Source organism: Mesorhizobium sp. WSM2561 (assembly GCF_000513915.1).
Lineage (GTDB): Bacteria > Pseudomonadota > Alphaproteobacteria > Rhizobiales > Rhizobiaceae > Mesorhizobium > Mesorhizobium muleiense.
The window spans coordinates 19,132-43,881 of the sequence record NZ_AZUX01000014.1; the positions used below are offsets into that span (position 1 = coordinate 19,132).

General features: G+C 62.9%; 25 protein-coding genes and 1 tRNA gene. 7 read left to right on the forward strand and 19 right to left on the reverse strand.

All coding sequences use genetic code 11. The annotated features are described in order from the left end of the window. Positions 1–52: 52 nt before the first annotated feature. Positions 53–526 (forward strand): DUF992 domain-containing protein, encoded by a 474-nt coding sequence (locus M727_RS0112775; RefSeq protein ID WP_027153012.1) that lies wholly within the window; start codon positions 53–55, stop codon positions 524–526. 281 nt (positions 527–807) lie between these two features. Then, positions 808–2,244: an MFS transporter gene (locus M727_RS0112785; protein ID WP_027153013.1), complete on the forward strand. Its 1,437-nt coding sequence runs from the start codon at positions 808–810 to the stop codon at positions 2,242–2,244. Here M727_RS0112785 and coaBC read toward each other — a convergent pair. From coaBC to ubiE, 6 genes are all read right to left on the reverse strand, one after another. Beyond that, on the reverse strand, positions 2,241–3,458 hold the full coding sequence (gene coaBC, locus M727_RS0112790) for a bifunctional phosphopantothenoylcysteine decarboxylase/phosphopantothenate--cysteine ligase CoaBC (RefSeq protein ID WP_027153014.1): 1,218 nt from the start codon (positions 3,456–3,458) through the stop codon (positions 2,241–2,243). The genes M727_RS0112785 and coaBC overlap by 4 nt on opposite strands. 19 nt (positions 3,459–3,477) lie before the next feature. After that, entirely contained in the window at positions 3,478–3,876 is a 399-nt protein-coding gene (locus tag M727_RS0112795) for a type II toxin-antitoxin system VapC family toxin (RefSeq protein ID WP_348627160.1), read from the reverse strand. Beyond that, on the reverse strand, positions 3,843–4,136 hold the full coding sequence (locus M727_RS36345; protein WP_036262201.1) for a hypothetical protein: 294 nt from the start codon (positions 4,134–4,136) through the stop codon (positions 3,843–3,845). Before M727_RS36345 ends, M727_RS0112795 begins: the two co-directional genes overlap by 34 nt. Before the next feature lie 2 nt (positions 4,137–4,138). Next, complete coding sequence (locus M727_RS0112805) at positions 4,139–4,309, reverse strand: hypothetical protein (RefSeq protein WP_198032639.1); 171 nt, start codon at positions 4,307–4,309, stop codon at positions 4,139–4,141. A 115-nt stretch (positions 4,310–4,424) separates the two neighbouring features. Beyond that, on the reverse strand, positions 4,425–5,999 hold the full coding sequence (ubiB, locus tag M727_RS0112810; protein WP_027153015.1) for a 2-polyprenylphenol 6-hydroxylase: 1,575 nt from the start codon (positions 5,997–5,999) through the stop codon (positions 4,425–4,427). A gap of 70 nt (positions 6,000–6,069) precedes the next feature. Then, positions 6,070–6,846 (reverse strand): bifunctional demethylmenaquinone methyltransferase/2-methoxy-6-polyprenyl-1,4-benzoquinol methylase UbiE, encoded by a 777-nt coding sequence (ubiE, locus tag M727_RS0112815; protein WP_027153016.1) that lies wholly within the window; start codon positions 6,844–6,846, stop codon positions 6,070–6,072. A gap of 148 nt (positions 6,847–6,994) precedes the next feature. Between ubiE and M727_RS0112820 the strand changes: the two genes are divergently transcribed. From M727_RS0112820 to M727_RS0112830, 3 genes are all read left to right on the forward strand, one after another. After that, the gene (locus tag M727_RS0112820; protein WP_027153017.1) at positions 6,995–7,969 is read left to right on the forward strand and encodes an adenosine deaminase; all 975 of its coding nucleotides are present in this window, start codon (positions 6,995–6,997) and stop codon (positions 7,967–7,969) included. Between the two features lie 176 nt (positions 7,970–8,145). After that, positions 8,146–8,775: a uracil phosphoribosyltransferase gene (upp, locus tag M727_RS0112825; protein ID WP_023797505.1), complete on the forward strand. Its 630-nt coding sequence runs from the start codon at positions 8,146–8,148 to the stop codon at positions 8,773–8,775. A 110-nt stretch (positions 8,776–8,885) separates the two neighbouring features. Further along, positions 8,886–9,437, forward strand: coding sequence for a TIGR02281 family clan AA aspartic protease (locus M727_RS0112830; protein ID WP_027153018.1), 552 nt, complete (start codon positions 8,886–8,888; stop codon positions 9,435–9,437). A gap of 60 nt (positions 9,438–9,497) precedes the next feature. On the opposite strand, the gene deoA is transcribed toward M727_RS0112830, so the two are convergent. The 6 genes from deoA to M727_RS0112860 all read right to left on the reverse strand — a co-directional run bounded on the left by deoA (position 9,498) and on the right by M727_RS0112860 (position 15,779). Beyond that, positions 9,498–10,817 (reverse strand): thymidine phosphorylase, encoded by a 1,320-nt coding sequence (gene deoA / locus M727_RS0112835; protein ID WP_027153019.1) that lies wholly within the window; start codon positions 10,815–10,817, stop codon positions 9,498–9,500. After that, the gene (locus tag M727_RS0112840; RefSeq protein WP_027153020.1) at positions 10,817–11,635 is read right to left on the reverse strand and encodes a purine-nucleoside phosphorylase; all 819 of its coding nucleotides are present in this window, start codon (positions 11,633–11,635) and stop codon (positions 10,817–10,819) included. Before M727_RS0112840 ends, deoA begins: the two co-directional genes overlap by 1 nt. Before the next feature lie 31 nt (positions 11,636–11,666). Then, entirely contained in the window at positions 11,667–12,059 is a 393-nt protein-coding gene (gene cdd / locus M727_RS0112845) for a cytidine deaminase (protein WP_027153021.1), read from the reverse strand. 78 nt (positions 12,060–12,137) lie between these two features. Continuing rightward, positions 12,138–13,109, reverse strand: coding sequence for an ABC transporter permease (locus tag M727_RS0112850; protein WP_027153022.1), 972 nt, complete (start codon positions 13,107–13,109; stop codon positions 12,138–12,140). 1 nt (position 13,110) lies between these two features. Then, complete coding sequence (locus M727_RS0112855) at positions 13,111–14,250, reverse strand: ABC transporter permease (protein WP_027153023.1); 1,140 nt, start codon at positions 14,248–14,250, stop codon at positions 13,111–13,113. Beyond that, on the reverse strand, positions 14,247–15,779 hold the full coding sequence (locus tag M727_RS0112860) for an ABC transporter ATP-binding protein (RefSeq protein WP_027153024.1): 1,533 nt from the start codon (positions 15,777–15,779) through the stop codon (positions 14,247–14,249). The genes M727_RS0112855 and M727_RS0112860 overlap by 4 nt, the downstream gene beginning before the upstream one ends. A gap of 161 nt (positions 15,780–15,940) precedes the next feature. Here M727_RS0112860 and M727_RS0112865 point away from each other — a divergent pair, with 161 nt between their 5' ends. After that, positions 15,941–16,150, forward strand: a complete 210-nt coding sequence (locus M727_RS0112865) for a SlyX family protein (RefSeq protein ID WP_027153025.1) — start codon at positions 15,941–15,943, stop codon at positions 16,148–16,150. Between the two features lie 64 nt (positions 16,151–16,214). Here the strand turns inward: M727_RS0112865 and M727_RS0112870 are convergent, their stop codons facing one another. The 3 genes from M727_RS0112870 to M727_RS0112880 all read right to left on the reverse strand — a co-directional run bounded on the left by M727_RS0112870 (position 16,215) and on the right by M727_RS0112880 (position 18,448). After that, the gene (locus tag M727_RS0112870; RefSeq protein ID WP_027153026.1) at positions 16,215–17,204 is read right to left on the reverse strand and encodes a BMP family ABC transporter substrate-binding protein; all 990 of its coding nucleotides are present in this window, start codon (positions 17,202–17,204) and stop codon (positions 16,215–16,217) included. A gap of 186 nt (positions 17,205–17,390) precedes the next feature. Beyond that, positions 17,391–18,053 (reverse strand): peptide-methionine (S)-S-oxide reductase MsrA, encoded by a 663-nt coding sequence (msrA, locus tag M727_RS0112875; RefSeq protein WP_027153027.1) that lies wholly within the window; start codon positions 18,051–18,053, stop codon positions 17,391–17,393. A 77-nt stretch (positions 18,054–18,130) separates the two neighbouring features. Continuing rightward, on the reverse strand, positions 18,131–18,448 hold the full coding sequence (locus M727_RS0112880; RefSeq protein WP_027153028.1) for a hypothetical protein: 318 nt from the start codon (positions 18,446–18,448) through the stop codon (positions 18,131–18,133). A gap of 410 nt (positions 18,449–18,858) precedes the next feature. On the opposite strand from M727_RS0112880, the gene M727_RS0112885 reads away from it, so the two are divergent. Beyond that, positions 18,859–18,948: transfer RNA gene (locus M727_RS0112885), tRNA-Ser, on the forward strand. Between the two features lie 1,055 nt (positions 18,949–20,003). On the opposite strand, the gene M727_RS0112890 is transcribed toward M727_RS0112885, so the two are convergent. From M727_RS0112890 to M727_RS0112905, 4 genes are all read right to left on the reverse strand, one after another. Continuing rightward, complete coding sequence (locus M727_RS0112890) at positions 20,004–20,360, reverse strand: hypothetical protein (protein ID WP_027153029.1); 357 nt, start codon at positions 20,358–20,360, stop codon at positions 20,004–20,006. Between the two features lie 810 nt (positions 20,361–21,170). Beyond that, positions 21,171–21,797, reverse strand: coding sequence for a hypothetical protein (locus M727_RS41470; RefSeq protein ID WP_156941527.1), 627 nt, complete (start codon positions 21,795–21,797; stop codon positions 21,171–21,173). 787 nt (positions 21,798–22,584) lie between these two features. Continuing rightward, a complete protein-coding gene (locus M727_RS0112900; RefSeq protein WP_245268577.1) occupies positions 22,585–23,415 on the reverse strand; it encodes an ATP-dependent DNA ligase in 831 nt (276 codons plus the stop codon). A gap of 402 nt (positions 23,416–23,817) precedes the next feature. After that, on the reverse strand, positions 23,818–24,708 hold the full coding sequence (locus tag M727_RS0112905; RefSeq protein ID WP_027153032.1) for a LysR family transcriptional regulator: 891 nt from the start codon (positions 24,706–24,708) through the stop codon (positions 23,818–23,820). Positions 24,709–24,750: the final 42 nt, after the last annotated feature.

Genomic DNA, 24,750 nt, shown 5'->3' on the forward strand with positions numbered 1-24,750 from the left:
GCTCGGGACGCTTAGCCGTTGTTCAGGGCTATTCGCGAAAATGACTCCTCCCATGATCAAGAAACTCGCCTGTGCCGCCGCCCTCGCCGCTACGGTTCTAGCCGCCCCTGCCAGCGCAGGGAGGCTGCAGCTCGGCGTGCTCGACTGCACCATCGACGGCGGCACCGGCTATATCGTGACATCCAACAAGGGCGTGGCCTGCACCTTTCGCCCTCATCATGGCGGTCCCCCGGAAGCCTATACCGGGGTCATTTCCAAGCTTGGCGTCGACGTCGGCAGGACGCACCAGGGCGAATTGATATGGGCGGTTCTGGCGGCCACCCGCAACCGTGATGCCGGCGATCTTGCCGGCAGCTATTATGGCGTCAACGCCGAGGCCAGCGTGGTGACCGGCGGCGGCGCCAACCTTCTGGTCGGCGGGCTGAACAGCGCCTTCTCGCTGCAGCCTCTCAACGTACAGGCGCAGACCGGCGTCAACCTGGCAGTCGCCGTCACCTCACTGGAACTGATCCACTCTTTCAAATGAACGCCACAGCGTAGCTCTGCATGCGGCGCGGAACAGGATAGAACTGTTCCGCGCCGCACGACTTTTGGGGAACCGCCGTGCGAGGGAAGATCATCGCTGACGCCATGATCGCCAATCTTGCCATCCCGCCTTCATAGCACCCTCAGCGCACCCGCAAAAACCGCTTGAGCGCAACCGCGGTTGAGGTTTTACAACCGTCTCCGAAGCGCCGCGTGCCCATTGGAGACGAAGAGCGCTCCACCATTTTTTGAATCGGCGTGTAAGAAAGTTCGGGAGGGCGGGTGACGGAAACCAGCGCAAACAGGGTCGACTGGCGGGCGCTATGGGCGAGCGGCGATCTGGCGCGCTTCTGCTTCATCAGCCTCGGCATCCTGCTGCACGCCACCAACGAAACCATGGTGGCAACGGTGATGCCGGCGATGGTCGGCGAACTCGCCGGGGTTCAGCTGGTCGGCTGGTCGCTGGCGATCTACGAGCTCGGCGCCATCGTCGCCGGCGCCGCTGCCGGACGGCTGGTGAGCTATGTCGCGCTGCGCACCAACATGATGGTCGCCGCCCTGCTCTACGCGGCCGGCGCACTGGTCTGCGCGATCGCGCCCTCCATGCCGCTGTTCCTGGCCGGGCGCCTGATCGAGGGTTTTGGCGGCGGCGCGCTGGTGTCGCTGGCCTTCGTCTCGGTCGAGCGGCTGTTTCCACGCGCCATCTGGCCGCAGCTTTTCGGCGTTATGTCGGCGATCTGGGGCGTCGCCGCCTTCAGCGGGCCGGTGCTCGGTGCGTTGATGACCGAATTGCTCTCCTGGCGCTGGGCTTTCGGCGTCTTCACGCTTGGCGGCACCGCCATGGCGTTGGCGAGCTTCATCGTGCTCGACACGCCCGAGGCGACCCGGCCGCGGGCGATCACTGGAACCGCGCCGCCCTTCCCCTTTGCCGCGCTCGGCTGCCTTGCCGTCAGCGTCGTGCTGATCGCCACGGCCGGTGTCGACATTGCCCTGCTGCGCTCGTCCCTGCTGCTCATCCTCGGCCTGATCGGGCTCGCGCTGTTCGTCCGCATCGACGCGCTGAAGCCGGGCTCGCGGCTGTTCCCGTCGCGGCTGTTCTCATGGCGCTCGCCGGTCGGCGCAGGCATGACCATGGTCGCCGCGTTTTCGGTGGCAACCTGCTCCTTCGCCGTCTACGGGCCGCTGCTTCTGACCAGCCTGCATGGCATTCCGATCCTGACCACCGGCTATATCATCGCCGCCGAATCGATCGCCTGGTCGATCCTGTCGATCCTCGTCGCCAATGCGCCGCCGGAGCGGGAAAGACTGATCATCACCGGCGGCGCTTTGATGATCGCGACGGGCATCGCCGGTTTCGCCTATGCCGTGCCGGCGGGTTCGATCCCGCTGATCCTGTTTTGCGCCTTGCTGCAAGGCGGCGGCTTTGGCATTGCCTGGCCCTTCGTCACACGCGTGATCGTCGCATCGGCCAGTGACGGCGAGCAGACGATCGCCTCCGCCGCCGTACCGACGATGCAGCGCATCGGCTATGCGGTCGGTGCCGCGTTGACCGGCATCGTCGCCAACGCCAGCGGTTTCTCCGAAGGCCTGAACCGAGAGGCGGCGGCAAATGTCGCCACCTGGCTGTTCCTCGCCTTCGTGCCTCTCGGGGTTCTGGGATGCCTTGCCGCCCTCAGAATCTCGGGGCCGGCAACCCGGCCGCAGGAAGCGACGGGCTAGACAGTAATCGTCTTCAGCCGTTCGGCGATCAAGGCGGCGAGCCGCGTCGCCACCTCGTCCTTGCTCATCTCGGGCCATTCGTCGACACCGGCCTTCCAGACGATCCGCACCTTGTTGCGGTCGCCGCCCATCACCCCGCTTTCGTGGGATACATCGTTGGCGACGATGAAATCGGCGCCCTTTTTCCTGAGCTTGGCCTCGGCGTTCCTGACGAGATCCTGCGTCTCGGCGGCGAAGCCGACGACCAGGCTGGGCCGCTTTCTGTGATGGCCGACACCGGCAAGGATGTCAGGGTTTTCGATCATCTGCAGCGCCGGCGGCCCCTCGCCCGCCACCTTCTTTATCTTCTCGCCGGCCGAAGTCTCGCTGCGCCAGTCCGCAACCGCCGCGACGAACACCGCCGCGTCCGCCGGCAAAAGCTGTTCGACCGCGTCCTTCATCTCGTTGGCGGTTTCGACATGCAACGTGGTGACCTCAGCCGGATCGGCAATGCCGACCGGACCGGAGACGAGGCGCACATCGGCGCCCAGCCTTGCCAGCGCCGCCGCGATGGCATGGCCCTGCTTGCCGGACGAACGGTTGGCAATATAGCGCACCGGGTCGATCGGCTCATGCGTCGGCCCTGAGGTGACGATGATCTTTCTGCCTGCCAGCGGCTTCGGACTGATATCGAGCAGCGCCTCGATCGCAGCGACGATTTCCAGCGGCTCGGCCATGCGGCCTTCGCCCGCCTCGTTGCTCTCGGCCATTTCGCCCTTTGCCGGGCCGACGAATGCGACGCCGTCCTTCCGCAACGTCGCCCGGTTTCGCCGGGTCGCGGGATGCGACCACATTTTCGGGTTCATGGCGGGCGCCATCAGCACCGGCTTGTCGGTCGCAATGAGCACGGTCGAGGCAAGGTCGTTGGCATGGCCGTTGGCGAGCTTCGCCATCAGGTCGGCGGTAGCCGGCGCCACGACGACAAGATCGGCCTCGCGCGACAAGCGGATGTGGCCGACATCGTGCTCGTCATTGCGGTCGAACAAATCCGTGAACACGTGGTCGGCCGACAGCGCCCCGACCGACAGCGTGGTGACGAATTCCTGCGCCGCGGCGGTCATCACCACGCGCACCACAACACCCCGCTCGCGCAGCCGGCGGATCAGGTCGAGTGCCTTGTAGGCGGCGATACCGCCGCCGATGATCAGCAGGATGCGCTTGCCGGAGAGGGTCATGCCCAGTTCTTGTCCGATGTCATGCCGGCTTCAGCGCCGGTTCGATGTCGGTATGGATGAAATCGTCGCCCTTGAAAAGCAGCGGCAGGTTTCGCGTCTTGGCCAAGGCGTAGGCGAAGCAGTCGCCCATGTTGAGATTGGCGCGATGGCCAGTACCTCGGCCATACAGTGCATAGGCTTCAATTCCGGCTTGCGCATGTTCGGCGGAGAGCGCGACGATTGTGACTTTGAGTCTAGCAAGAAGGCCCGTCAACTCGGCCGTGCCAGCCGCGCCATAGCGGCGGACAATTACTGTGCCGCATTCCATCAGGGTTGCGGCGCTCATCAGTATCCGCTGATTTCCGGCGAGGCGCTGGGCGATCGCCGGAGCGTCGGGCTCCTGCTTCAGGATGGCCACGATCGCTGAGGTGTCGACCACCACGGTAATTCCTCCTCGATGAAGGACCAGAGGTCATCAGTGAATTTCTTCTGATCGAAATCCGCTTGTTGCAGTCGTCGGCCGAATTCGAGGATTTCCTCCGCCGTAACAAAATCCCCGTCACGTTCTTTGGTGACTGCCACATCCTTCAGCAAGAGATTTCTTGCCTCCTGCTCCATTGACACACCATGTCTGGCAGCCCGCTCGCGCAGCTTTTGCTTCAGATCGTCGTCGAGATTGCGAATGGTCAGGGTGCCCATAACTACCCTTGCCCCCGTGTGGTCGGTCTGAACTTGGCTTCGTCCTCGGCTGCAATGCCCGACGAGTCGAAACCTTTGGTGGTCGGAAGCCCTACGGATGCGGCGAGCACGTCCCGCGCCTCCTGCTCCATGGAAACGCCACGCGCGGCGCCACGCTCACGCAGTCGCCGCATGACACTCTCATCCACATTGCGAACAGTAATCCGGGCCATGATCGCGCTCCCGCGAACCCAATATAGCGACACCGGAGCATGACTGCAATGACAGCACTGCTGTCATTGCTTGCAGTCAGAGCAGCTTCGAGGCGATAAAGACCAGCGTCAGCGCGATCACCCACAGCGCCAGCCTGCCTGAGCGGGTGTGGCGCGCCTCGGCCTTGCCGATGGCGTGCGCCGTCCTTTCATCGAAACGCAGCCCGTGTTCGGCCATCAGATCGATCTCGCGCGACAGCCGCTCGGTGCGGGCGGCGAGGTCCGGCGCCTGACGGGCCAGCGCCAGCAACGCGCTGGCGCCGTCGCGTGCGTCGGCCAGCAGGGCACGCGGGCCGAGATTGCCTGATATCCAGCCTCCGACCACCGGTTCTGACGTCTTCCACATGTTGAATGCCGGGTCGAGCGTGCGGGCAACGCCCTCGACCACCACCATGGTCTTTTGCAGCAGCACCAGTTCGGACCGCGTCGCCATGTCGAAGAGGTCGGTGACTTCGAACAGAAGCGCCAAGAGCTTGGCCATCGAGATGGTTTCGGCCGGCTGGCCGTGGATCGGCTCGCCGATGGCGCGGATCGCCTGGGCGAATGCCGCGACGTTATGCTGGCGCGGCACGTAGCCGGCCTCGAAATGCACTTCGGCGACGCGCAGATAGTCGCGGGTGATGAAGCCGTAGAGGATTTCGGCGAGGAACCGACGCTCCTTCTTGCCGAGCCGACCGGCAATGCCGAGATCGACTGCGACGATGGTGCCATCGGGCTCGACGAACAGGTTTCCCGGATGCATGTCGGCGTGGAAGAAACCGTCGCGCAGCGTATGGCGCAGGAACGACTGGACCAGATTGGCGGCGATCGCCTTCAGATCGTGGCCGGCGGCAGTGAGGCCGGCAATGTCGTTCATCTTGATGCCGTCGACCCATTCCATGGTCAGCACGTCGCGGCCGGTGCGTTCCCAATCGACCGTCGGCACGCGAAAGCCGGGATCGTCCCTGGTGTTTTCGCCGAGCTCCGAAAGCGCTGCCGCCTCAAGCCTCAGATCCATCTCGATCTTGGTGGTCTGCGCCAGCGTCTGGGTCACCTCGACCGGCCGCAACCGGCGCGACGACGGGATGTATTTTTCCTGGAGACGGGCGGCGAGGAAATAGCTTTCGAGATCGCGGAAGAAACGGCGCCGCACGCCCGGCCGGATCACCTTCACCGCCACCCGCGAACCGATGCCGTTCTGCAAGGTTTCGGCGGTATGGACCTGAGCGATCGAGGCCGCGGCGACCGCCTCGCCGAAACTGGCGTAGAGCTCGCCGACCTTGCGCCCGAGCGAGGCCTCTATCGCCGTAATGGCCTCGGCCTGCGGAAATGTCTGCATCTTGTCCTGCAGCATGGCGAGATCGAGCGCTATGTCGTTGCCGACGACATCGGGCCGTGTCGCCAGGAACTGGCCGAGCTTGACATAGGATGGGCCGAGCCGGACGACGGCCTTGGCCAGCCGATCGCCACGTTCATAGGCAAGCGCGCGGCGGCGGGTGAACAGCCGTGCCACCCGCCAGCCGAATTTCGGCAGGCCGAACAGCTCATCGCCCGGCAATGCCGCGACGACGCCTTCGCGGACCAGCACCCAGCCGGCCCGTACGAGCCTGAAACCAGCGCCGACATTGCTCATGACTGCGCTTGTCCTGCCGGTTTTCTAGACCGGCGAAGGGCAGGTCGCGTATAAAAAATACGGGCCAGCCTCAAAGCTTCCAGCCCGAATGAAGCGCAGCTATGCCGCCGGCATAATTGCGAAAAGAAGTGCGGTCGAAGCCGGCGCGGGAAATCATCGCGGCAAAATTCTGCTGATTGGGAAATTTGCGGATCGATTCGACCAGATAGGAATAGGGCTCGTTTTCGCCGGTCACCGCCTTGCCGATCCTGGGGATGGCGTTGAACGACCACGCCTCGTAGACCGTGTCGAGCAGCGGCATGTCGACCTCGGAAAATTCGAGGCAGAGAAAACGCCCGCCGGGCTTCAGCACGCGATAGGCTTCGGCAAGCGCCACATCGATGCGCGGCACGTTGCGAATGCCGAAAGCGATCGTGTAGGCGTCGAAACTGGCCTCAGCGAAAGGCAGTTCCTCGGCGTTGGCCTCGACGAAATCGGTATTTGCCGTCAGGCCCTTTTTCTCGGCCCGGTCGCGGCCGACGGCGAGCATCGAGCCGTTGATGTCGAGAACCGTGGCATGGGCGTTCCTGCCGCTCGCCTCGACGATGCGGAAGGCGACGTCGCCAGTGCCGCCGGCAACGTCGAGAACGCTCCAGCCCGGTCGTTTCGGTGGATTGAGCCATGTGACCATGGCGTCCTTCCACAGCCGATGCAGGCCGCCCGACATCAGGTCATTCATCAGATCGTAGCGGTTCGCCACCTTGTGGAAAACGTCGTTGACCAGAGACTGCTTCTCGCCTGCCCCTACGCGCTTGAAACCATAGGAGGTTTCCATGCCGCCAACGGCCGTGGTTCTCTCAACCGACATTATTTTTGATCCGCCATAAAACCGGCGGGACCATAGCCGATCGATGGTGCCGACGCTATTGTTTAAGGCGCGGTGTTCGGCCGCGCTTCCCGGTCGTGGAATTATGCTTATGGCTCCATGTCCTGGACTGACCTGACGGGATGACTGCATGCCTTTGAAAGCGGAACTGCACTGCCATATCGAAGGGGCAGCGGCGCCCGAACTCGTCATCCGCCAGGCGCAGAAATACGGCAAGGACGCCTCGCCCTACATTCAGGACGGCTCTTTCGTCTGGCACGATTTCACCTCCTTCCTCGCCGCCTATGACTTCTCCTCCGACCTGTTCCGCACCGAAGAGGATTATGCGCGGCTGGCCGATCATTACCTGACCAGCCTCGCCCGCGACGGCGCAATCTATTCCGAGATCTTCACCTCGCCGGACCACGCCGGGAAGGCCGGCCTGTCGCCCAGGGCCTATACGGACGCGCTCGGCGAAGGCATGGCGCGCGCCAAGGCCAAGACCGGCATCGAGGGCCGCATGATCGTCACCGGCGTGCGCAATGCCGGCGTCGAATCGATCGAGCAGGCGGCGCGCTTCGCCGCCCGCTGCGGGCATCCGCTGGTAACCGGCTTCGGCGTCGCCGGCGACGAGCGGATCGGCGATCTGGAGGACTATGTCAGGGCCTTCGAAATCGCGCGCGAGGCCGGCCTAGGCATCACCGTCCATGCCGGCGAACTGATGGGCTGGCAGAGCGTCAAGGCCGCACTCGACCACATCCGCCCCGCCCGCATCGGCCATGGCGTGCGCGCCATCGAGAACCCCGACCTTGTCCGGCGCATCGCCGACGAAGGCGTCGTGCTCGAATGCTGTCCGAGTTCCAACATCGCGCTGAAGGTCTTCGACAGTTTCGCCGATCACCCTTTCCCGGCCCTATTGGCGGCGGGCTGCAAGGTGACGCTTAACTCCGACGATCCGCCCTATTTCCGGACGTCGCTGAAGCGCGAATACGACATTGCCGCCGAGCATTTTTCGATGAACGACAAGGCGCTCGCCGCCGTCACCAGAACCGCCATCGACGCCGCCTTCGTCGACAGGAAGACCAAGGCAATGCTGCTGGGCCGGCTCGACGTCAAGGGCAGGTGAATGGTGAATGGTGAATGGTGAATGGTGAATGGTGAATGGTGAATGGTGAATGGTCCACCCGGCGCTTCGGTCCGTCAACCGCGAGTTTTCCGCTGAACCAAGGACTCGCAAACCTGTTCACGATTCACTATTCACCATTCACTACTCACTTTCACCTGCGCAGCTAGGAGACCACCATGCAGGGCGTCACCGTCGTCGACCACCCGCTTGTCCAGCACAAGCTGACCATCATGCGCAAGAAGGAAACCTCGACGGCCGGCTTCCGGCGGCTGCTGCGCGAGATCTCGCTGCTGCTCGGCTACGAGGTCACCCGCAACCTCGAACTGACGACGACGACGATCGAAACGCCGATCGAGACGATGGAAGCGCCGACGCTGGAGGGCAAGAAGCTGGTTTTCGCCTCAGTACTGCGCGCCGGCAACGGCCTGCTCGAAGGCCTGCTCGACCTGGTGCCGGCGGCGCGCGTCGCCCATATCGGTCTCTACCGCGACCACGAAACGCTGGAAGCGGTCGAATATTTCTTCAAGGCGCCGAGCGATCTCGCCGACCGGCTGGTGATCGTCGTCGATCCGATGCTGGCGACCGCCAATTCGGCGATCGCCGCGATCGACAAGTTGAAGGGGCGCGGCGCCACCAACATCCGCTTCCTCTGCCTGCTGGCGGCGCCAGAAGGCCTCGATCGCTTCATCAAGGCGCATCCCGATGTCCCGGTCTTCACCGCTTCCATCGACCGCCAGCTCAACGAGAAGGGCTACATCATGCCAGGCCTCGGCGATGCTGGCGACCGCATGTACGGGACCAAATGACCGTGGCGCCGCTCGTTTACCGATCGTTTACGCAAACGACCGCTTTCTGCATCTGTTAAAGCGGCAAACACCATGCCGCGATAAGCATGGGTCTTCACGAAGGCCGGTCCATGCTGCGCAATCTTCTCATCCTTGGCGTGCTCGCCGTAGCATCGGCGTCGTTCCCGATGCTCTACCAGTCGAATCCGCAGATGTTCGAAGGCCTGCTGAAATCGGCGGTCGGGGCCAGCCCGGCGGTCGAAACGGACCTGAACCTGGCCACGGTTCCCGACAGGCCGGCGCAGCCGCTCGGCCGCAAGGTCGTGATCCCGGCTGACGCGCGCGGGCATTTCACGTCGGCGTTCAAGCTCAACGGTCGAACGGTCGACGGCATGATCGACACCGGCGCAACGCTGGTCGCCATCAACAGTTCGACGGCGCGCAGGATCGGCGTTTCGCTGAACGCGTCGGATTTCAAGCACCAGGTCAACACCGCCAACGGCGCGATCAAGGCTGCGCTGGTGACCGTCGATCGGCTGCAGATCGGCAAGATCACGCTCGACGGCGTCCAGGCGGTCGTGCTCGACGACAGGGCGCTGCGCACCAATTTGATCGGCCTGAGCTTTCTCCAGAGGTTGGAAAAATACCAGGTCGAGAACGGCGCGCTGCTGCTCGTCCAGTGAACCATGATCCCGAAAAGTGGAAACCGGTTTTCGGAAAGATCATGGTCCAATAAAAAAACTTCAACCGCGCGGCAGGATCCGCCGGATGACGGTTTTTTCCGCGGGCGGCTTCGAAGCGCCGATCGTATAGGCCGAAAGCACGACGGCGGCGGCCGCCTCGGCATCCCCGGCATTGCGGGCGTGGACCAGCGCCAGCGCCTCGCCGGCCCGCACCTCCGCGCCGACAGGCAGCAGCCGGGTGATGCCGACGGCATGGTCGATCCTGTCGTCCGGCCGGATGCGCCCGCCGCCAAGCCCGACGACGGCAAGTCCGATCTCGCGGGTGGCGATGCCGGTGACGAAGCCGTTTTCGGCGGCCTTGACCGCAAATTCCGTCGCCGCCCTCGGCAGGTATTTTTCCGGGTTCTCGACGAAGTCGGCTGGGCCGCCGAGCGCCGCCACCATGCGCGCGAAGACGGCGGCGGCACCGCCGCCGGCAAGCGTCTCGGCGGCGCGCCGCATGCCGTCCTGGTTGGACGACACCAGCCCGGCCGACTGCAGCATGTCTGCGGCCAATGCCAGCGTCACATCCTCGAGGCGCCGGTCGCGGAAGCGGCCGGTGAGAAAATCGACGGCATTGCGCACCTCGACCGCGTTGCCGGCTGCCGACGCCAGCGGCTCGTTCATGCCGGTGACCAGCGCCGAGGTCTTCAGGCCGGCGCCATTGGCGACTTCGACCAGGCTGTTCGCCAGTGTCGTTGCGTCGCGCGACTTTTCCATGAAGGCGCCGTTGCCGACCTTTACGTCGAGCACCAGCGACTGCAGGCCGGCGGCCAGTTTCTTCGACAGGATCGAGGCGGTGATCAGCGGCACCGATTCGACGGTTCCCGTCACGTCGCGGATCGCATAGAGCCGGCGGTCGGCGGGCGCGAGATCGGCGGTCTGGCCGATGATGGCGCAGCCGGCTTCGAGCACTGCCTTGCGGAATCCCGCCACATCCGGCTGGCTGGTATAGCCGGGGATGGCGTCCATCTTGTCCAGCGTGCCGCCGCTATGGCCGAGGCCGCGGCCGGAAATCATCGGCACATAAGCGCCGCAGGCAGCGACGATCGGCGCCACCATCAGCGAGACATTGTCGCCGACGCCGCCTGTCGAATGCTTGTCGGTGACCGGACCCGGCAGGTCCGACCAATCGAGCACGTCGCCGGAATCGCGCATCGCCAGGGTCAGCGCCACCGCCTCGTCGCGGCTCATGCCGTTGAAGAACACCGCCATGGCGAAGGCCCCGACCTGCCCGTCCGAGACGGTGCCGGCGGTGACGCCTTCGATGAAGCTGGCGATCTCCTGCGTCGACAGCTTGTGGCCGTCGCGCTTGCTGCGGATGATTTCCTGGGGAAGCATCAGGCCGGGACCTTACGCTCCGGCAACCCATCCTGGAACACACGCTGGAGGATGGTCGCCAGCCGCGCGCCGCCGATCGGCGCCATGTCCTTGGTCTCCTGGTGCGAAAGCTCCGCCCCTGTCATCCCTGCGGCGAGATTGGTGATGACCGAGCAGGCGGCGACGCGCAGGCCGAGGAAACGGGCGAGAATGACCTCCGGCACGGTCGACATGCCGACGGCATTGGCGCCCATGACGCGCGCCATGCGGATCTCGGCGGGCGTCTCGAAGCACGGCCCGGAAAACCACATATAGACGCCCTTGTGCAGCGCGGTGTCCGTCGCCTTCGCGGCCGTCTCGATCGCTGAGCGAAGGCCGGCATCATAGGCTTCGGTCAGGCCGACGAAGCGGCGGTCGCTCGGCTCGCCGATCAGCGGATTGGAACCCGAGAAATTGATGTGGTCGGTGATCAGCATCACCGAGCCCGGTCCCATGCCCGGATCGACCGAGCCGGCGGCATTGGTGAGGATCAGTTGCGAGATGCCGAAGCCGGCAAGCACTTCAAGCGCCGGCCGCATCGCCGCCGCGTTGCCATGCTCGTAGTAGTGAGCGCGGCCGGACAGCATCAGCACAGGCGTGCCGGCAAAATGTCCCGCCACCACCTCGCCGGCATGGCCGGTGACGCCGCTTCTGGGAAAGCCCGGCAATTCGCCATAGGAAATGCGGACAGGATCCTCGACCTGGTCGACAAGCCCGCCAAGGCCCGAACCCAGCACCAGCGCGGTGGCGGGCGCCAGCCCGTCCAGCCTTTCGACCAGACGATCAAGCGCTTCCTTCATGTCAACCAGCTCTTCATTTCAACCAAGCTCTTCATTTCAACATATCGCCCTGAAAGCCGTAGGGCAGCATCTCGCCCATGGTCACGGTTTCGACCACGCCGGCATTGTCGCAAAGATAGAGTTTGGTTTCCGGCCGGCAGAATTCGGCCAGCCGCTGCCGGCAGCCGCCGCAGGGCGAGCATTTAGCCATGCGCTTTGCGATGACAGCGATCTCCGTTACCCTGCCGCCGCCGGCCATGATGAAGTGGCCGAGCGCGGTGGTTTCGGCGCACCAACCTTCCGGATAGGACGCGACCTCGACGTTGGCGCCGGTAAAGACGCGGCCGTCCTCGGTGCGCAGTGCCGCCCCGACCGGGAATTTCGAATAGGGCGCATAGGCCTTGGCCATGGCGGCCTTGGCCGCTTCGAACAGATCATGGGACATTGTTTTTCCATTGCATGATCTTGTCCGAAAACCGGCTTCCACTTTTCGCTGACGCTGACCTGCGGTTCGAAATCACGCTTAGCGTTCCTTGACATAGGGCACGCCGCCGGCGCGCGGCGGAATTGCCTTGCCGATGAAGCCGGCGAGCAGGATGACGGTGAGGATATAGGGCAGCGCCTGCATGAGCTGCACCGGCACCTTGCCGATCAGCGGCAGCGGCGTGCCCTGCAGGCGGATCGACAGCGCGTCGAGGAAGCCGAACAACAGGCAGGCGAACATGGCGTTGACCGGCTTCCACTTGGCGAAGATCAGCGCGGCCAGGGCGATGTAGCCCTTGCCGGCAGTCATGTCCTTGACGAAGCCGCCATTCTGCACCATCGACAGATAGGCGCCGGCAATGCCGGTGAGCACGCCGGTGCAGATCAGCGCCCGGTAGCGCAGCCAGGCGACCGAGATGCCGGCGGTGTCGACCGCGCCCGGGTTCTCGCCGACCGCGCGCATGCGCAAGCCGAAGCGGGTGCGGAACAGCACCCACCAGGTGAACGGCACGGCGAGGAACGCGACATAGACCAGCACGGAATGACCGGAGATCAGTTCCGAATATATCGGTCCGAGGATCGGCACGCCCCTGAGCGCGTCCGCGGCGGGCCAGACGATCGCCCCGAACCGCTCGTCCGAGGCCAGAGCCGGCGTACGTCCACCTTGCTGGAACCAGGCCTGGCCGAGCATGATCGTCGATCCGGCGGCAATGAAATTGATCGCCACGCCGGAGACGATCTGGTTGCCGCGATGGGTGATCGAGGCAAAGCCGTGGACCAGCGCAAAAGCGACCGAGATGAGGATGGCCATGCCGAGGCCGATATAGGCGGAATGGAAGACGGAGGCGGAGGCAGCACCGGCGAAGGCGCCGACCAGCATCTTGCCCTCGAGCCCGATGTCAAAAATGCCGGCCCGCTCCGAATAGAGACCGGCGAGGCATGCGAGCAGCAACGGCACCGACAGGCGGATGGTCGAGTCCAGAACCTGAATGATGGCGTTGAACAGATCCATCTCAGGCACCCTTCCCCTTGATCGCTTCGATGCCGACAGATCTCGGGCTGAGCGAGGCGAACAGCGCCTGGACATAGGGCCGGAACATATGCTCGAGCGCGCCGGCGAACAGGATGACCAGGCCCTGGATGATGACGATCATGTCGCGGCTGATCGCCGGCATCTCGAAGGCGAGCTCGGCGCCGCCCTGGTAGAGCATGCCGAACAATATTGCGGCGAGCACGATGCCGACCGGGTGCAGGCGCCCCATCAGCGCCACGGCGATGCCGACGAAGCCGGCGCCCGAAACGAATTCGAGCGCGACATTGTGCTGGTCGCCCATCGTCGGGTTGAGCGCCATCATGCCGGCGAGCGCGCCCGAAATCATCATGGCGACGATGATGATGCGGGTCTCCGAAATGCCGGCATAGCGCGCCGCTTTCGCGCTGTGGCCGTAGGTGCGCATCTCGTAACCGAGCCTGGTGCGCCAGATCAGCACCCAGACCAGAAACGCCATGGCCAGCGCCAACAGGAAGCTGATGTTGAACGGCGCCGAGCGGATCTTGGCGCCGAACAATTCGATGACCCAGTTGAGCTTCGGCAGTTGCGCGCCGTCGAGGAAGGTGCGTGTCTGCGGCGCCATCGAATTGGCCGGCTTCAAGAATCCGACCAATGCGTAGACCATGACGCTGGCGGCGATGAAATTGAACATGATCGTGGTGATGACGATGTGCGAGCCGCGCCTGGCCTGCAGATAGGCCGGGATCAGCGCCCACAGCGCCCCCATCGCCGCAGCGGCAATGATCGCCAGCGGAAAGGTGAGCCACCATGGCAGCACGCTGTCGAAGGCCAGGCAGACGATGCCGATGCCGAGACCGGCGATATAGCCCTGGCCCTCGCCACCGATGTTGAACAGGCCGCAATGCGCGGCAACCGCCACCGACAGCCCGCTGAAGATGAAGGTGGTGGCGTAGAACAGCGTGAACGCAATGCCTTGCCCACGGCCGAAGGCGCCCTCGACCAGGACGGCGGCAGCGCGGAACGGATTTTCGCCGACCAGAAGCACGACGAGGCCGGCGACGACGAAGGCAACGGCGAGATTGATCACCGGGATCAGCCCGTAATCCGCCCAGGCCGGCAGCTTGGCGTAAGGCGTGCTCATTCCGCCGCCTCCCGGTGCTCGACGCCGGCCATCAGCAGTCCAAGCTCGCCTTCGCTCGCCTCGGGGCCGCGCTCGCCGACGATGCGGCCGGCAAACATCACCAGGATGCGGTCGGAGAGCGAACGGATCTCGTCGAGCTCGACCGACACCACCAGCACCGCCTTGCCCTGATCGCGCATGGCGATGAGCCGCTTGTGGATGAATTCGATGGCGCCGACATCGACGCCGCGCGTCGGCTGGCCGACGATGAGCACGCCCGGGTCCTGTTCCATTTCCCGCGCCAGCACGATCTTCTGTTGGTTGCCGCCGGAGAAATTCGCGGTCTTGAGACGGCAGTCCGCCGGGCGGATGTCGTATTTGGCGATCTTGTCCCTCGCGTCGTCGCGGATCGCGTCGATGTCGAGGAACGGTCCCTTCAGGTATCGCGGATCGTCGTGATAGCCGAGTATCGAATTCTCGTTCTCCTCGAAGGCCAGCACCAGCCCGACATGATGACGGTCTTCCGGGACATGGGCGAGGCCGCGGTCGCGCAGTTCGCCGGGATCGGCGGCCCCGGTCAGATCGATCGGCCTGCCGTCGAGCATGACGGAGCCCGAGACGGCGCGCCTGATGCCGGAAATCGCCTCAAGCATTTCGGATTGCCCGTTGCCGGCGACGCCGGCGATGCCAACGATCTCGCCGGCGCGCACATCGAAGGAGACGTCGTCGACCATGGTGACGCCACGCGAATCCTTCACCGTCAGGTTCTTCACCGCGAGCTTGACCCCGCCGGCTTCCGCCTCGCCCTTCTCGACCCTGAGCAGCACGCGGCGCCCGACCATCAGCTCGGCCAGTTCTCCGACCGTGGTCTTCGTGGTTTCTCGTGTCGCCACCATCGTGCCCTGGCGCATGACCGAGACCGTGTCGGTGATCGCCATGATCTCGCGCAGCTTATGGGTGATCAGCACGATCGTTTTACCCTGCTCCTTCAACTGCCTGAGGATGCGGAACAGATGGTCGGCTTCTGCGGGAGTCAGCACGCCCGTCGGCTCGTCGAGAATCAGGATCTCGGCGCCGCGATACAGCGCCTTGAGGATTTCGACTCGCTGCTGCAGGCCGACCGGCAATTCCTCGATGATCGCATCGGGATCGACCTCCAGCCCGTATTCGCGCTCGAGCCGTTCCAGCTCGGACCGCGCCTTGGCGATGCTCTTCTTCAGCAGCGCATCGCTTTCGGCGCCGAGAATAACGTTTTCCAGCACCGTGAAATTGTCGACCAGCATGAAATGCTGATGCACCATGCCGATGCCGAGCGCGATGGCGTCGTTGGGCGATTTGATCGACGCCGGCTGGCCGCCGACGCGGATCTCGCCGCTGTCGGCCTGGTAGAACCCATAAAGAATTGACATCAGCGTCGACTTGCCAGCGCCGTTCTCGCCGACAATGCCGTGGATGGTGCCGCGCGCGATCTCCAGATTGATGTCGCGATTGGCGCGTACGGCGCCAAAACTCTTGTTGATGCCGATCAGCTCGATTGCGGCTTGCGCCATGCAGCCTTTCCCATCGTATTTTTATCGCTTGGTCAAAACGCCTAGCATGACGCCCCGCCTGTGCCAATTGCCGGAGCAGCGTTCACTCTCGACAAATCCCCGCGCGCTTGTCAATTTCGAACGTGCCGCAGCCTTCACATTCGCCAGATCGAGGATTTCAAATGACCATGCCCGACGACCGGCTGACGACGCTGGAAATCCGCGCCGCCGAGCAGGAGAAGATCATCGAGGAACTGTCCGGCCAGATCGCCGAGCAGTGGAAGGTGATCGAGCGCATGCAGCGCAAGCTCGATGCGCTGGCCGACCGCTTCCTGGCGCTGGAGGAACAGGCCGCACCCGACGTGCCGGTGACCAAGCCGCCGCATTGGTAAGCTTGCGGATAAAAAGCCGCCGGGTTTTCACCCGGCGGCGTCGATCAGATCGGCAATCTCGCGGTCAATAGGGGCAGGAATTGTCCGACATGTAATCGTGCACCTTGATGGTACCGGCGATGATATCGGCCTTGGCCTTTTCGACCGCCGCCTTCATCGCGTCGTCGACAAGCGCCTTGTTGTTGTCGTCCATGGCGTAGTCGACACCGCCCTCCTTGAGGCCGAGATCGTTGATGCCGCCGGTGAACTTGTCGTTCTTGGCGTCCATGAACGTGTTGTAGACGGCAACATCGACGCGCTTGACCATCGAGGTCAGCACCTTGCCGGGCTGCAGGCCGTTCTGGTTGGAATCGACGCCGATGCCGAGCTTGCCGCCGTCGGCTGCTGCCTGTAGCACGCCGACACCGGTGCCGCCTGCCGCTGCGTAGATCACGTCGGCGCCCTGGTCGATCTGCGTCTTGGCGATCTCGCCGCCCTTGGCCGGATCGTTCCAGGCTGCCGGCGTGTCGCCGGTCATGTTCTGGATGACATCGGTCGCGCCGGCCGCCTTGGCGCCGCCGACATAACCGCAGCCGAATCGGCGGATCAGCGGAATGTCCATGCCGCCGATGAAGCCGACCTTTTTGGTCTTCGAGGCCATCGCCGCCATCATGCCGACGAGATAGGAGCCTTCCTGCTCCTTGTAGACGACGGAGCGGACGTTGGGCTTGTCGACGACCATGTCGATGATGGCGAATTTGGTCTCGGGAAACTCGACGGCGATCTTCTCCAGCGCATCCGCCCAGGAGAAGCCCGCCATGGCGATCGGATTGCGGCCATCCTCGGCGAAACGGCGCAGTGCCTGCTCACGCTGGGTGGCGTTTGAGACCTCGAATTCCACATAGGCGATGCCGGTTTCGGCCTTGAACTTTTCGGCGCCGTTGTAGGACGCTTCGTTGAACGACTTGTCGAACTTGCCGCCGAGATCGTAGAGAAGTGCTGGCTGGATGTCCGCGGCGAAGGCCGGAAGAACCATCGCAGTTGCGGCCAGGAGGCCGAGAACGATACGTTTCATGTGATCCACACCCTGTCGGTTATTTTTCCGTTATGCACCGCCTGCCTGCTCGGTTCTCCGGCAGGCATGCGACATCAGACAGGAGTGTCTTCCTCCCGCTTCGGGCCAATCTGGCACGGCCCGAAGCAAAATTCACGCGGAATTTTGACCTGTTGGAAAAGCCGGGATCATCGTCCCGCCAAGGCCTCAGGCGGAGACGCCAGCCGGGATGGCGCAGGCGACGCCGGTGCCCTGCAGATTACAATAGCCGTAGGGATTCTTCGCCAGATATTGCTGGTGGTCTTCCTCGGCGAAGTAGAATTCCGGCGCCGGCGCGATCTCGGTGGTGATCTTGCCGCGCCCGGCGCCGCGCAACGAGGCCTCGTAGCCGTCGCGCGAGGCGATCGCCGCCTGGTATTGCGCATCGCCGAAGGTGTAGATCGTCGAGCGGTAGGTGGTGCCGACGTCGTTGCCCTGGCGCATGCCTTGCGTCGGATCATGACTTTCCCAAAACAGCTTCAGAAGCTGTGCATAGGACACGATCTTCGGGTCGTAGACGACCAGCACCACTTCGGCATGACCGGTCAAACCGGTGCAGGTTTCCTGGTAGGTCGGATTGGGGGTGACGCCACCGGCATAGCCGACGGCCGTGACCCAGACGCCCTCGACCTGCCAGAACAGGCGTTCCGCGCCCCAGAAGCAGCCCAGCCCGAACATGGCCTTCTCCAGCCCGTCTGGATAGGGCCCCTTCAGCGGCCGCTTCGAGACAAAGTGATTGGATGCCGTCGGGATAGGGTTGGCGCGACCCGGCAGCGCCTCGGCAGGCTTCGGCAGGTTGAGCTTCTTGTTCAGCATGTCGCTGAGAAACATGTGCAGTCTCCCTTTCTCTTTGGTTGGGACGCCTTGGTTGGGGACGCCGGAAGGTCATCAACAACAAATTATCAAGTCTAGGCGAACCGCCCGGTTGCCCGCTCCCGCCGGTACCCGATCATGTAGAGAACGAAGGCAAGCACCGCGAACACCGCGAAACCGGGCTGGTTGAGCACCCAGGCGATGCCGCCGTCCCACAGCAGCGGACCAAGCCTGTCGCGGACGAAGCTTTCGAAGGCGCTTCGCGTATCCGGCGCGACGGCTAGCCAGCTCGTGTTGAGCGGGGTCATGACCAGGGCGGAGGCGGCCACCGAGCGCGTCGCGTCGATCACCGCCATGATGACCGAAACCGAAAGCGCAACCATTGCGGCAAGACGGAAGACGAAGCGGAACATCCAGACCCTACCTCCCCGCACTTTCAGAAATATCTGTATCGGCCTGATAAATAGGATCTGCGCGCTTTATCCGCAATCGCGACAGTTGAGTTGAACCGCCGCCGGTTTTCGCAGCTCGGTCGGCCAAGACGACGCCGCCGATCGCGGCGATCGGCTTGCCTAGCAGCGCTGGCGGCATGGACTGAGCACCCCTGTCCGACAAAGCGAATAGAGTGCTGTTATGTCTTGGCATTCGGCACCGGATCGACTAGATGAGCCCCGCGCCTGTTGCTTTGACGGCTCAGGTGTGGGGAAAAGGCGTCCGCTGGTTGACGGCGCCGACGGTGCGGAGTTCCGGACCGGAATCCCCCAAGGAGACGGCATCTCCCCAACCCGCGCGGCGAAACCGGCCGCAGCGAAAATGCCAGGACGGAGAGGTGGCCGAGTGGTTGAAGGCGCACGCCTGGAAAGTGTGTTTACGGGAGACCGTAACGCGGGTTCGAATCCCGCTCTCTCCGCCATATTTCCATACTAACAGGTTGTTTTAGCTGAGAAATATCGATCGTCGTCGAATTTACCTGCACCTTTCCTTGCACCTTCGGTGAGCGGTTGGCGCGGGCCAGATCCGCGACAGCCTGCCGCATTCTCGAACCATCTGGAACGACGCTTCCGCCTGCAATTCGCGTGAGGCAGTTTCCCCTTCAGCAAACGTCGGTTCAACGACGGACGCCACGGCGGTGAACGCAAGTAGTGTACGGCGGGTGACTTCGGGCAGGCGTCATATCCTTGCTATCTGACAGGCCGGCCGGCGCAACACTTCGGAGAGGCGCTCTAGGACGCGACTACATCGTCTGCTGACAAACGTATCCGCATTGCTGGCCGGTTCCCTAAAACCGAAAAAAAACGCAGCGTGGTGGGGCCCACAATCCGCGCCCACCCCGCCTTCGGACAAACCGCCCCGTCGGCACAGACAAGGATGCCTGCTTCGCGCACCCATCAGCAGCGGTGTGGCTTCTAGCCGCAAGCAATTGCTTGAAGCAGTTCCCGACACCACATGGTGTTCCATAGCCAGCCAAGCGAGATGAACTCGCCCGACCCAGTCGCTGCCCTCCACCGTGGATCATGGCGATGACGTACGGCCAACCTTTAGGAACCAGAAAGACATCATGCCTGAAAATACCAGACTGCCAACGAGTGACGTCCCCCTCATCAAGCTGGGCAGTTGTCAATGCCGCTTCCCGGTTCGCGAAGATCGGTCAGTGCCCGGCGGTCACCGCTTTTGTGCTGGGCCAACTTCGCCTGACCGCGTGTACTGCGATCACCACCACAGCATCGTGACCGCCGTCGAGCCTCGTCGAGCCCGTTCGGGTTTCCACCTCGCTCAACGACGCGCCGCGTAAGTAGATACCGGGCGGCTGCACCTCGAACCGGTCTCAAGGGCTCGATGTGATGCTCTCCCACGTGTTCGGGCACCCACATCGTCGGGCCGAGCAGTCCAAGAGAGCCGCAGAACCATCCGCTTTCCATTGAACTCGCTGGAGCCATCGAATTGCGGTGGCTGCCGGTGACAATGGTATCAGCCCCGCATCATCGAGTGCAGGATGGCCTGCATGTGCTCTTCCAAGTCAAGTTCGCCCCGTGCTTCAGTGGCTAACAGGTACTCGGCCTTGGCTCGGCGGTCGCCTCGACCGATCGCAGGATACGAGCAGATGGCCAGCAATGCGTCCTCTTCAATCCGGTCTGCCCTCTTGCGGTCGTGGCTGCTGCTGTCCGCTCGATGAACAACCCTGTGGAGCGCGTCGTAGGCGGCCTCATGGGCTCCGATCAGCGCCTGCAATTCGGGTGAGGCACCTTCCCCTTCAGCAAACGTCGGTTCAACGAACGAGGGTACAGCGATGAACGCAAGAAGTGTACGGCGGGTGACTTCGGGCATGCCTTCATATCCTTGCAGTCTGATCATGCAGGAACACCATAACACCGAAGCAACAGTTCGTAGAGGCGCAATGGAATGGGACCGCGTTGTCTGCTGACAAAAATGTATCCGTTCCCGCATTTGCTCGCCTCGCCTACGGCTGGCCGGTTGGGACCTCTGAAAACTGAAAACACGCAGCGTAATGGGGACGCAGCAGGCGAGGAAAAGAAATAGTGCACTGTCACCGTAATTGCCTATAGATCAGGCGAAAGCTTACTTTTGAGGGGTCGCTCCGGTTCCGAAATGAAAAGCCGCCGTCATGTGGCGGCGAGGCGCTACGTCGTTCTTGTGCGGCGGTTAGGACTTCCTGTCGCCGTTTGGATTTGGTGCCGGAGCCTCGCGCACGTCTCGTGGCGGCGGGTCCACATGTTCAGGCTCCGGCGATGCTTCCTTATCGGGACGACGGACAGGTGTCTTCTTCGGGGCGGGCTTCGGTGGCGGGTCTTTGATTTTGTTTGGCATATCCAGTTAACCGGATCGCCAAGCTCTGGTTCCGGATGCCCAAAAGGCCCCGCCACCGAGGCAGCGGGCAACGGGTGGAATGCGGGAACAGAAGAAGACAAAAAGGTGCACTGTCACCGTAAAAAACCTTCGAGTCCCGGCGCCGGCTGAAAGAAAAGTCGGGCACGGCTCAGATCAGCTGCTTCAGCCGGGAAGGGAGCAAGGTCGTTCGAGGAAGCTTACCTAAGAAAATCCGGCAGCGTTATCTTGTGTCCATTCCGGTCGAATTCCGAGGTAAAGCTGTAGGACCTGGAAGACTCGAAGCTGACCTTATCGTAGAGGCCGGGCTTGCTGGAATAATCCTGCAGCTCTTTGAACAGGATTTTCTGCTCGAAAGGCCAAGCCAAACCATCGGCCACGCTGCGCACCTCGCCGCAACCGACCTCGATGTCGACGACAGTCTTTCTCGATTTGGACGTCCCCCAGAAAATGAAGCTGTCTATGACGGTCGGCGCGTTTGGTGTGCCCGCAGCTGTTCAGCTTGAAAACCTCCACAAGATACTTGACTGTTCTATCCGCAATCTTTCTATTATTTCTGTAGTATATCTTGGTTTGCCTTACCCGTTGGATCAAATATTCCCTCTTGCACTGCGGTGCCGAGATTGAATTACGGAATAGCAGGTAGTGTACTGCTCTGCTGGCTCCAGATTCTTTCCTAAATCCTTTCGCATAGTAATCGTCCAGGAATTGGTCTATCTCGATGCCAGCTTTCGCTGCGAGCGCCTTTTCCTCACGGTACACCTTGTTTTTGCTGTAGGTTTTCGGATCGTCCAAGGCTCCCGACTGCCTGGTGTCGCCTTCCATCCCTCGGCGCAATGTGACCTGCTCCAGGATGATCTCCGATGCCGATAAAGGTACCGAAAAGAGCACAATGCCCAGAGACAACAGATACTTCATACTTCACGCACCTCAGGGATAGCATGAGCCACGGCAGGTACCGGGGCATTGCGGCCAATTCGCGGCCCGGTTGCCCCCAGCCGGGCATGAAGGAGCGCGGTTTGGGCAGCTTCGTTGGCCATGACCCCCCCGGTTGGCACGGTAGGGAATAGTCTCTTCCAGATGGTCAGCGGCCGCTGAGAGGATCAATCCGTCGAGATCGAACACTGAACTACTTGACCCGTTGCTTTGTCACGAACCCTTTTCGAAAACACGCGATGAAGGCCGATTGCGCGTGATTCAGCTTCACTGCTCGCAACGTAATCGGGAGTGCCGACATGCATTACCCAGCGAATGTCTCTGGGGGCAGGTTTCCACGTAACTTTTGATCCATAGGCCGCTTTGCCCGGAGCTGTGCTATCGAACCGGCAGTCGATCGCTACGGGCATCATGCCTTTCTTAAACATTGCTTCGGTAACCCCGTCAAAATATCCCTTCCTAAGCCATCCATCCGCACCGCTAGTTGAGCCTGTAGTGCACCCTGCCAGAGATATGCTCGATATCAAAAGCCCGATGGCCAATGCGCTGCCTACGGATGACCGCCGATTGCCTTCCTGATTCTGTTTCATACCCGCCCTCAGACTTGTGGCGAAGCACGCGGCAGGTCTCCTTGCCGTGCAGGTGCATCACACGGCCGATCATCCCCGGCTTGACCCCTGTGTCGCTGGCTCTTCATCCCCTCGGTAATGCCGCGTGCCAAAGGCTATCGTTGAGACGGTCGAGCGGCTAAACCGGTGTCCAAACGACGCTACTCCTCGTCACTGAAACCCAGCAGCGAGGCGTGGCGTATGTGGCTGTGATCGCCGCGGAGATGCTTGACGCGCAGCTTCACCCCGGGCCTGAGCCATTGTGTCCGCGGCCGTTTCTTCATCGCCTCTGGCGGCGGCCCGGCGTGCTCCCGAACCCGCTTCAACAGCCGCTCCTTCATGCCGCGGCCCAGGCTGATCAGGGCGGTACCGATATATTTCCCGGTGCCGGGCTGTGCCAAAAGGGCGAAGGCTGCCTCGCCGGGCTGGCGCTCGACGCCCAACAGTTCGAATTCATCGACCGTGAAGCTCTTGGTCGTCAGCCAGTTTGAGGTCAGGCCGCTGCGATATTTGCTGTCGGCGCGCTTCGAGACAATTCCCTCAAGCTCGACCTCCTCGACGAGGTGGAAGAGCGACTGCGCGTCACCAGGCAGGGCCTCGCTGAAACGAATCCGGCTGTGCGGCTTGATGATACCGCAGAGAATTTCGCGGCGCGCCTTGCAGCCGATGTCGCGCAGATCATGGCCGTTCAGGTGCAGAATGTCGAATGCGCCCAGGTACATGCCGTAGGGATTGTTGTCGACGGCGTTCTGGAGCGCGTTGAAGTCGGGCATGCCGGCCTTGTCGGTGACGACCGCCTCGCCGTCGATGATGGCGTTCTTCACTTCAAGCTCGCCCGCGGCTTCCACGATGCCCAGATATTGGCGCGTCCGGTCCTTGCCGGTTTCGGTATAGACGCGGATATCCTCGGGGCCGTTGATAATGATCTGGGCGCGGTAGCCATCCAGCTTGATCTCATGAATCCAGTCGTCGCCCTCGGGCGGCTTGGCCACCAGCCTGGGCTCCATCGGGGGAATGAACTCTAGCCGGCCGGTTCCGGCCTCTGCCCGCCTACGCATGGGACCCAGTCTAGGTCATCTCCGTATATTAGCCATAGCCAATATTAGAGAATCCTAAAGGACGTGCGATACGGCAGACGACAAAAGCAAACGCGACTTTCGTGACCGGCAACTGTGATCCCAAGCCGTTGCGGGCGGCCCGGCAGCCTGTTGGGGGTGACCGGCTGGCCACCGGGCCTGACCGGCTTGCGGCCGGCTGACAGAAACATGCGCTAACACTAATATAATTGCAATATCGAGATACCGCTGCGCATAGCGAGTTTTGACGATCTCGCGTCCCGAAGCGGATGATGGGGCCGGAAAGCGATTTCGGTTCAATCGTCCGCGTGGAAAACGCTAGCCAGGACGCCGCAGGTGTTCGACAAGGGCGCGCAGCTTCGACGCGACGTTGCGACGGCTCGGATAATACAGGTAGAAGCCGGCAAACCGCGGGCAATAGTCGACGAGAACCGGCACCAGTTCGCCCCGAGCGATCCACGGGCGAAAGCTTTCCTCCATGCCGAAAGTGATGCCGGCGCCGGCAATGGCGAGCTTTATCATCAACGCCATGTCGTTGGTCGTGATCTCCGGCGCCACCGCGACGCTGAACTCCTTGCCGTCCTCGGCGAATTCCCAGCGATAGGGCGCAACCTTCGGTGCGCGGCGCCAGCCAATGCAGCGATGGCCCGCGAGTTCCTGCGGATGCGAAGGCTCGCCAAATCGATCGCGATAGGCTGGCGCGCAGACGGCCAGCTGCCGCTCGTCACCGGCGACAGCCACCGCGATCATGTCCTGCTCGATCACCTCGCCGAGCCTGACGCCGGCATCGTATCCCTCGGCGACGATATCGAATTCCTCGTCCGTCACCGTGATGTCGATCCGGACCTCCGGATTGGCTTCGGCAAAAGTCGCCAGGAACGGCCCTGAAAGAAAGCGCTCGGCGATCGACGAGACGGCGAGCCGCAACTGCCCGCGCGGACGCCCGCCCAGGTCCCCGGTGCTCTCCATTGCGGCGCGCATGTCGGCAATGGCGGGCGCTATCTCGGCGTAAAGGCGTTCGCCAGCCTCGGTCAGGCTGACGCTTCGCGTCGTGCGCTGGACCAGCGCGATACCGAGCGTCTCTTCCAGCCGCTTCATCGTCTGGCTGACCGCCGAGCGGGTGACGCCCATCCGGTCCGCAGCCGCGCGAAAGCTCCGCTCCTCGGCGACGAGGGCGAAGACGGCAAGCGCATTGAGATCCGGCTGCATTGGTTAGCTGTGCTTTCGACGCTGTAAACAAATGGTCGTCTT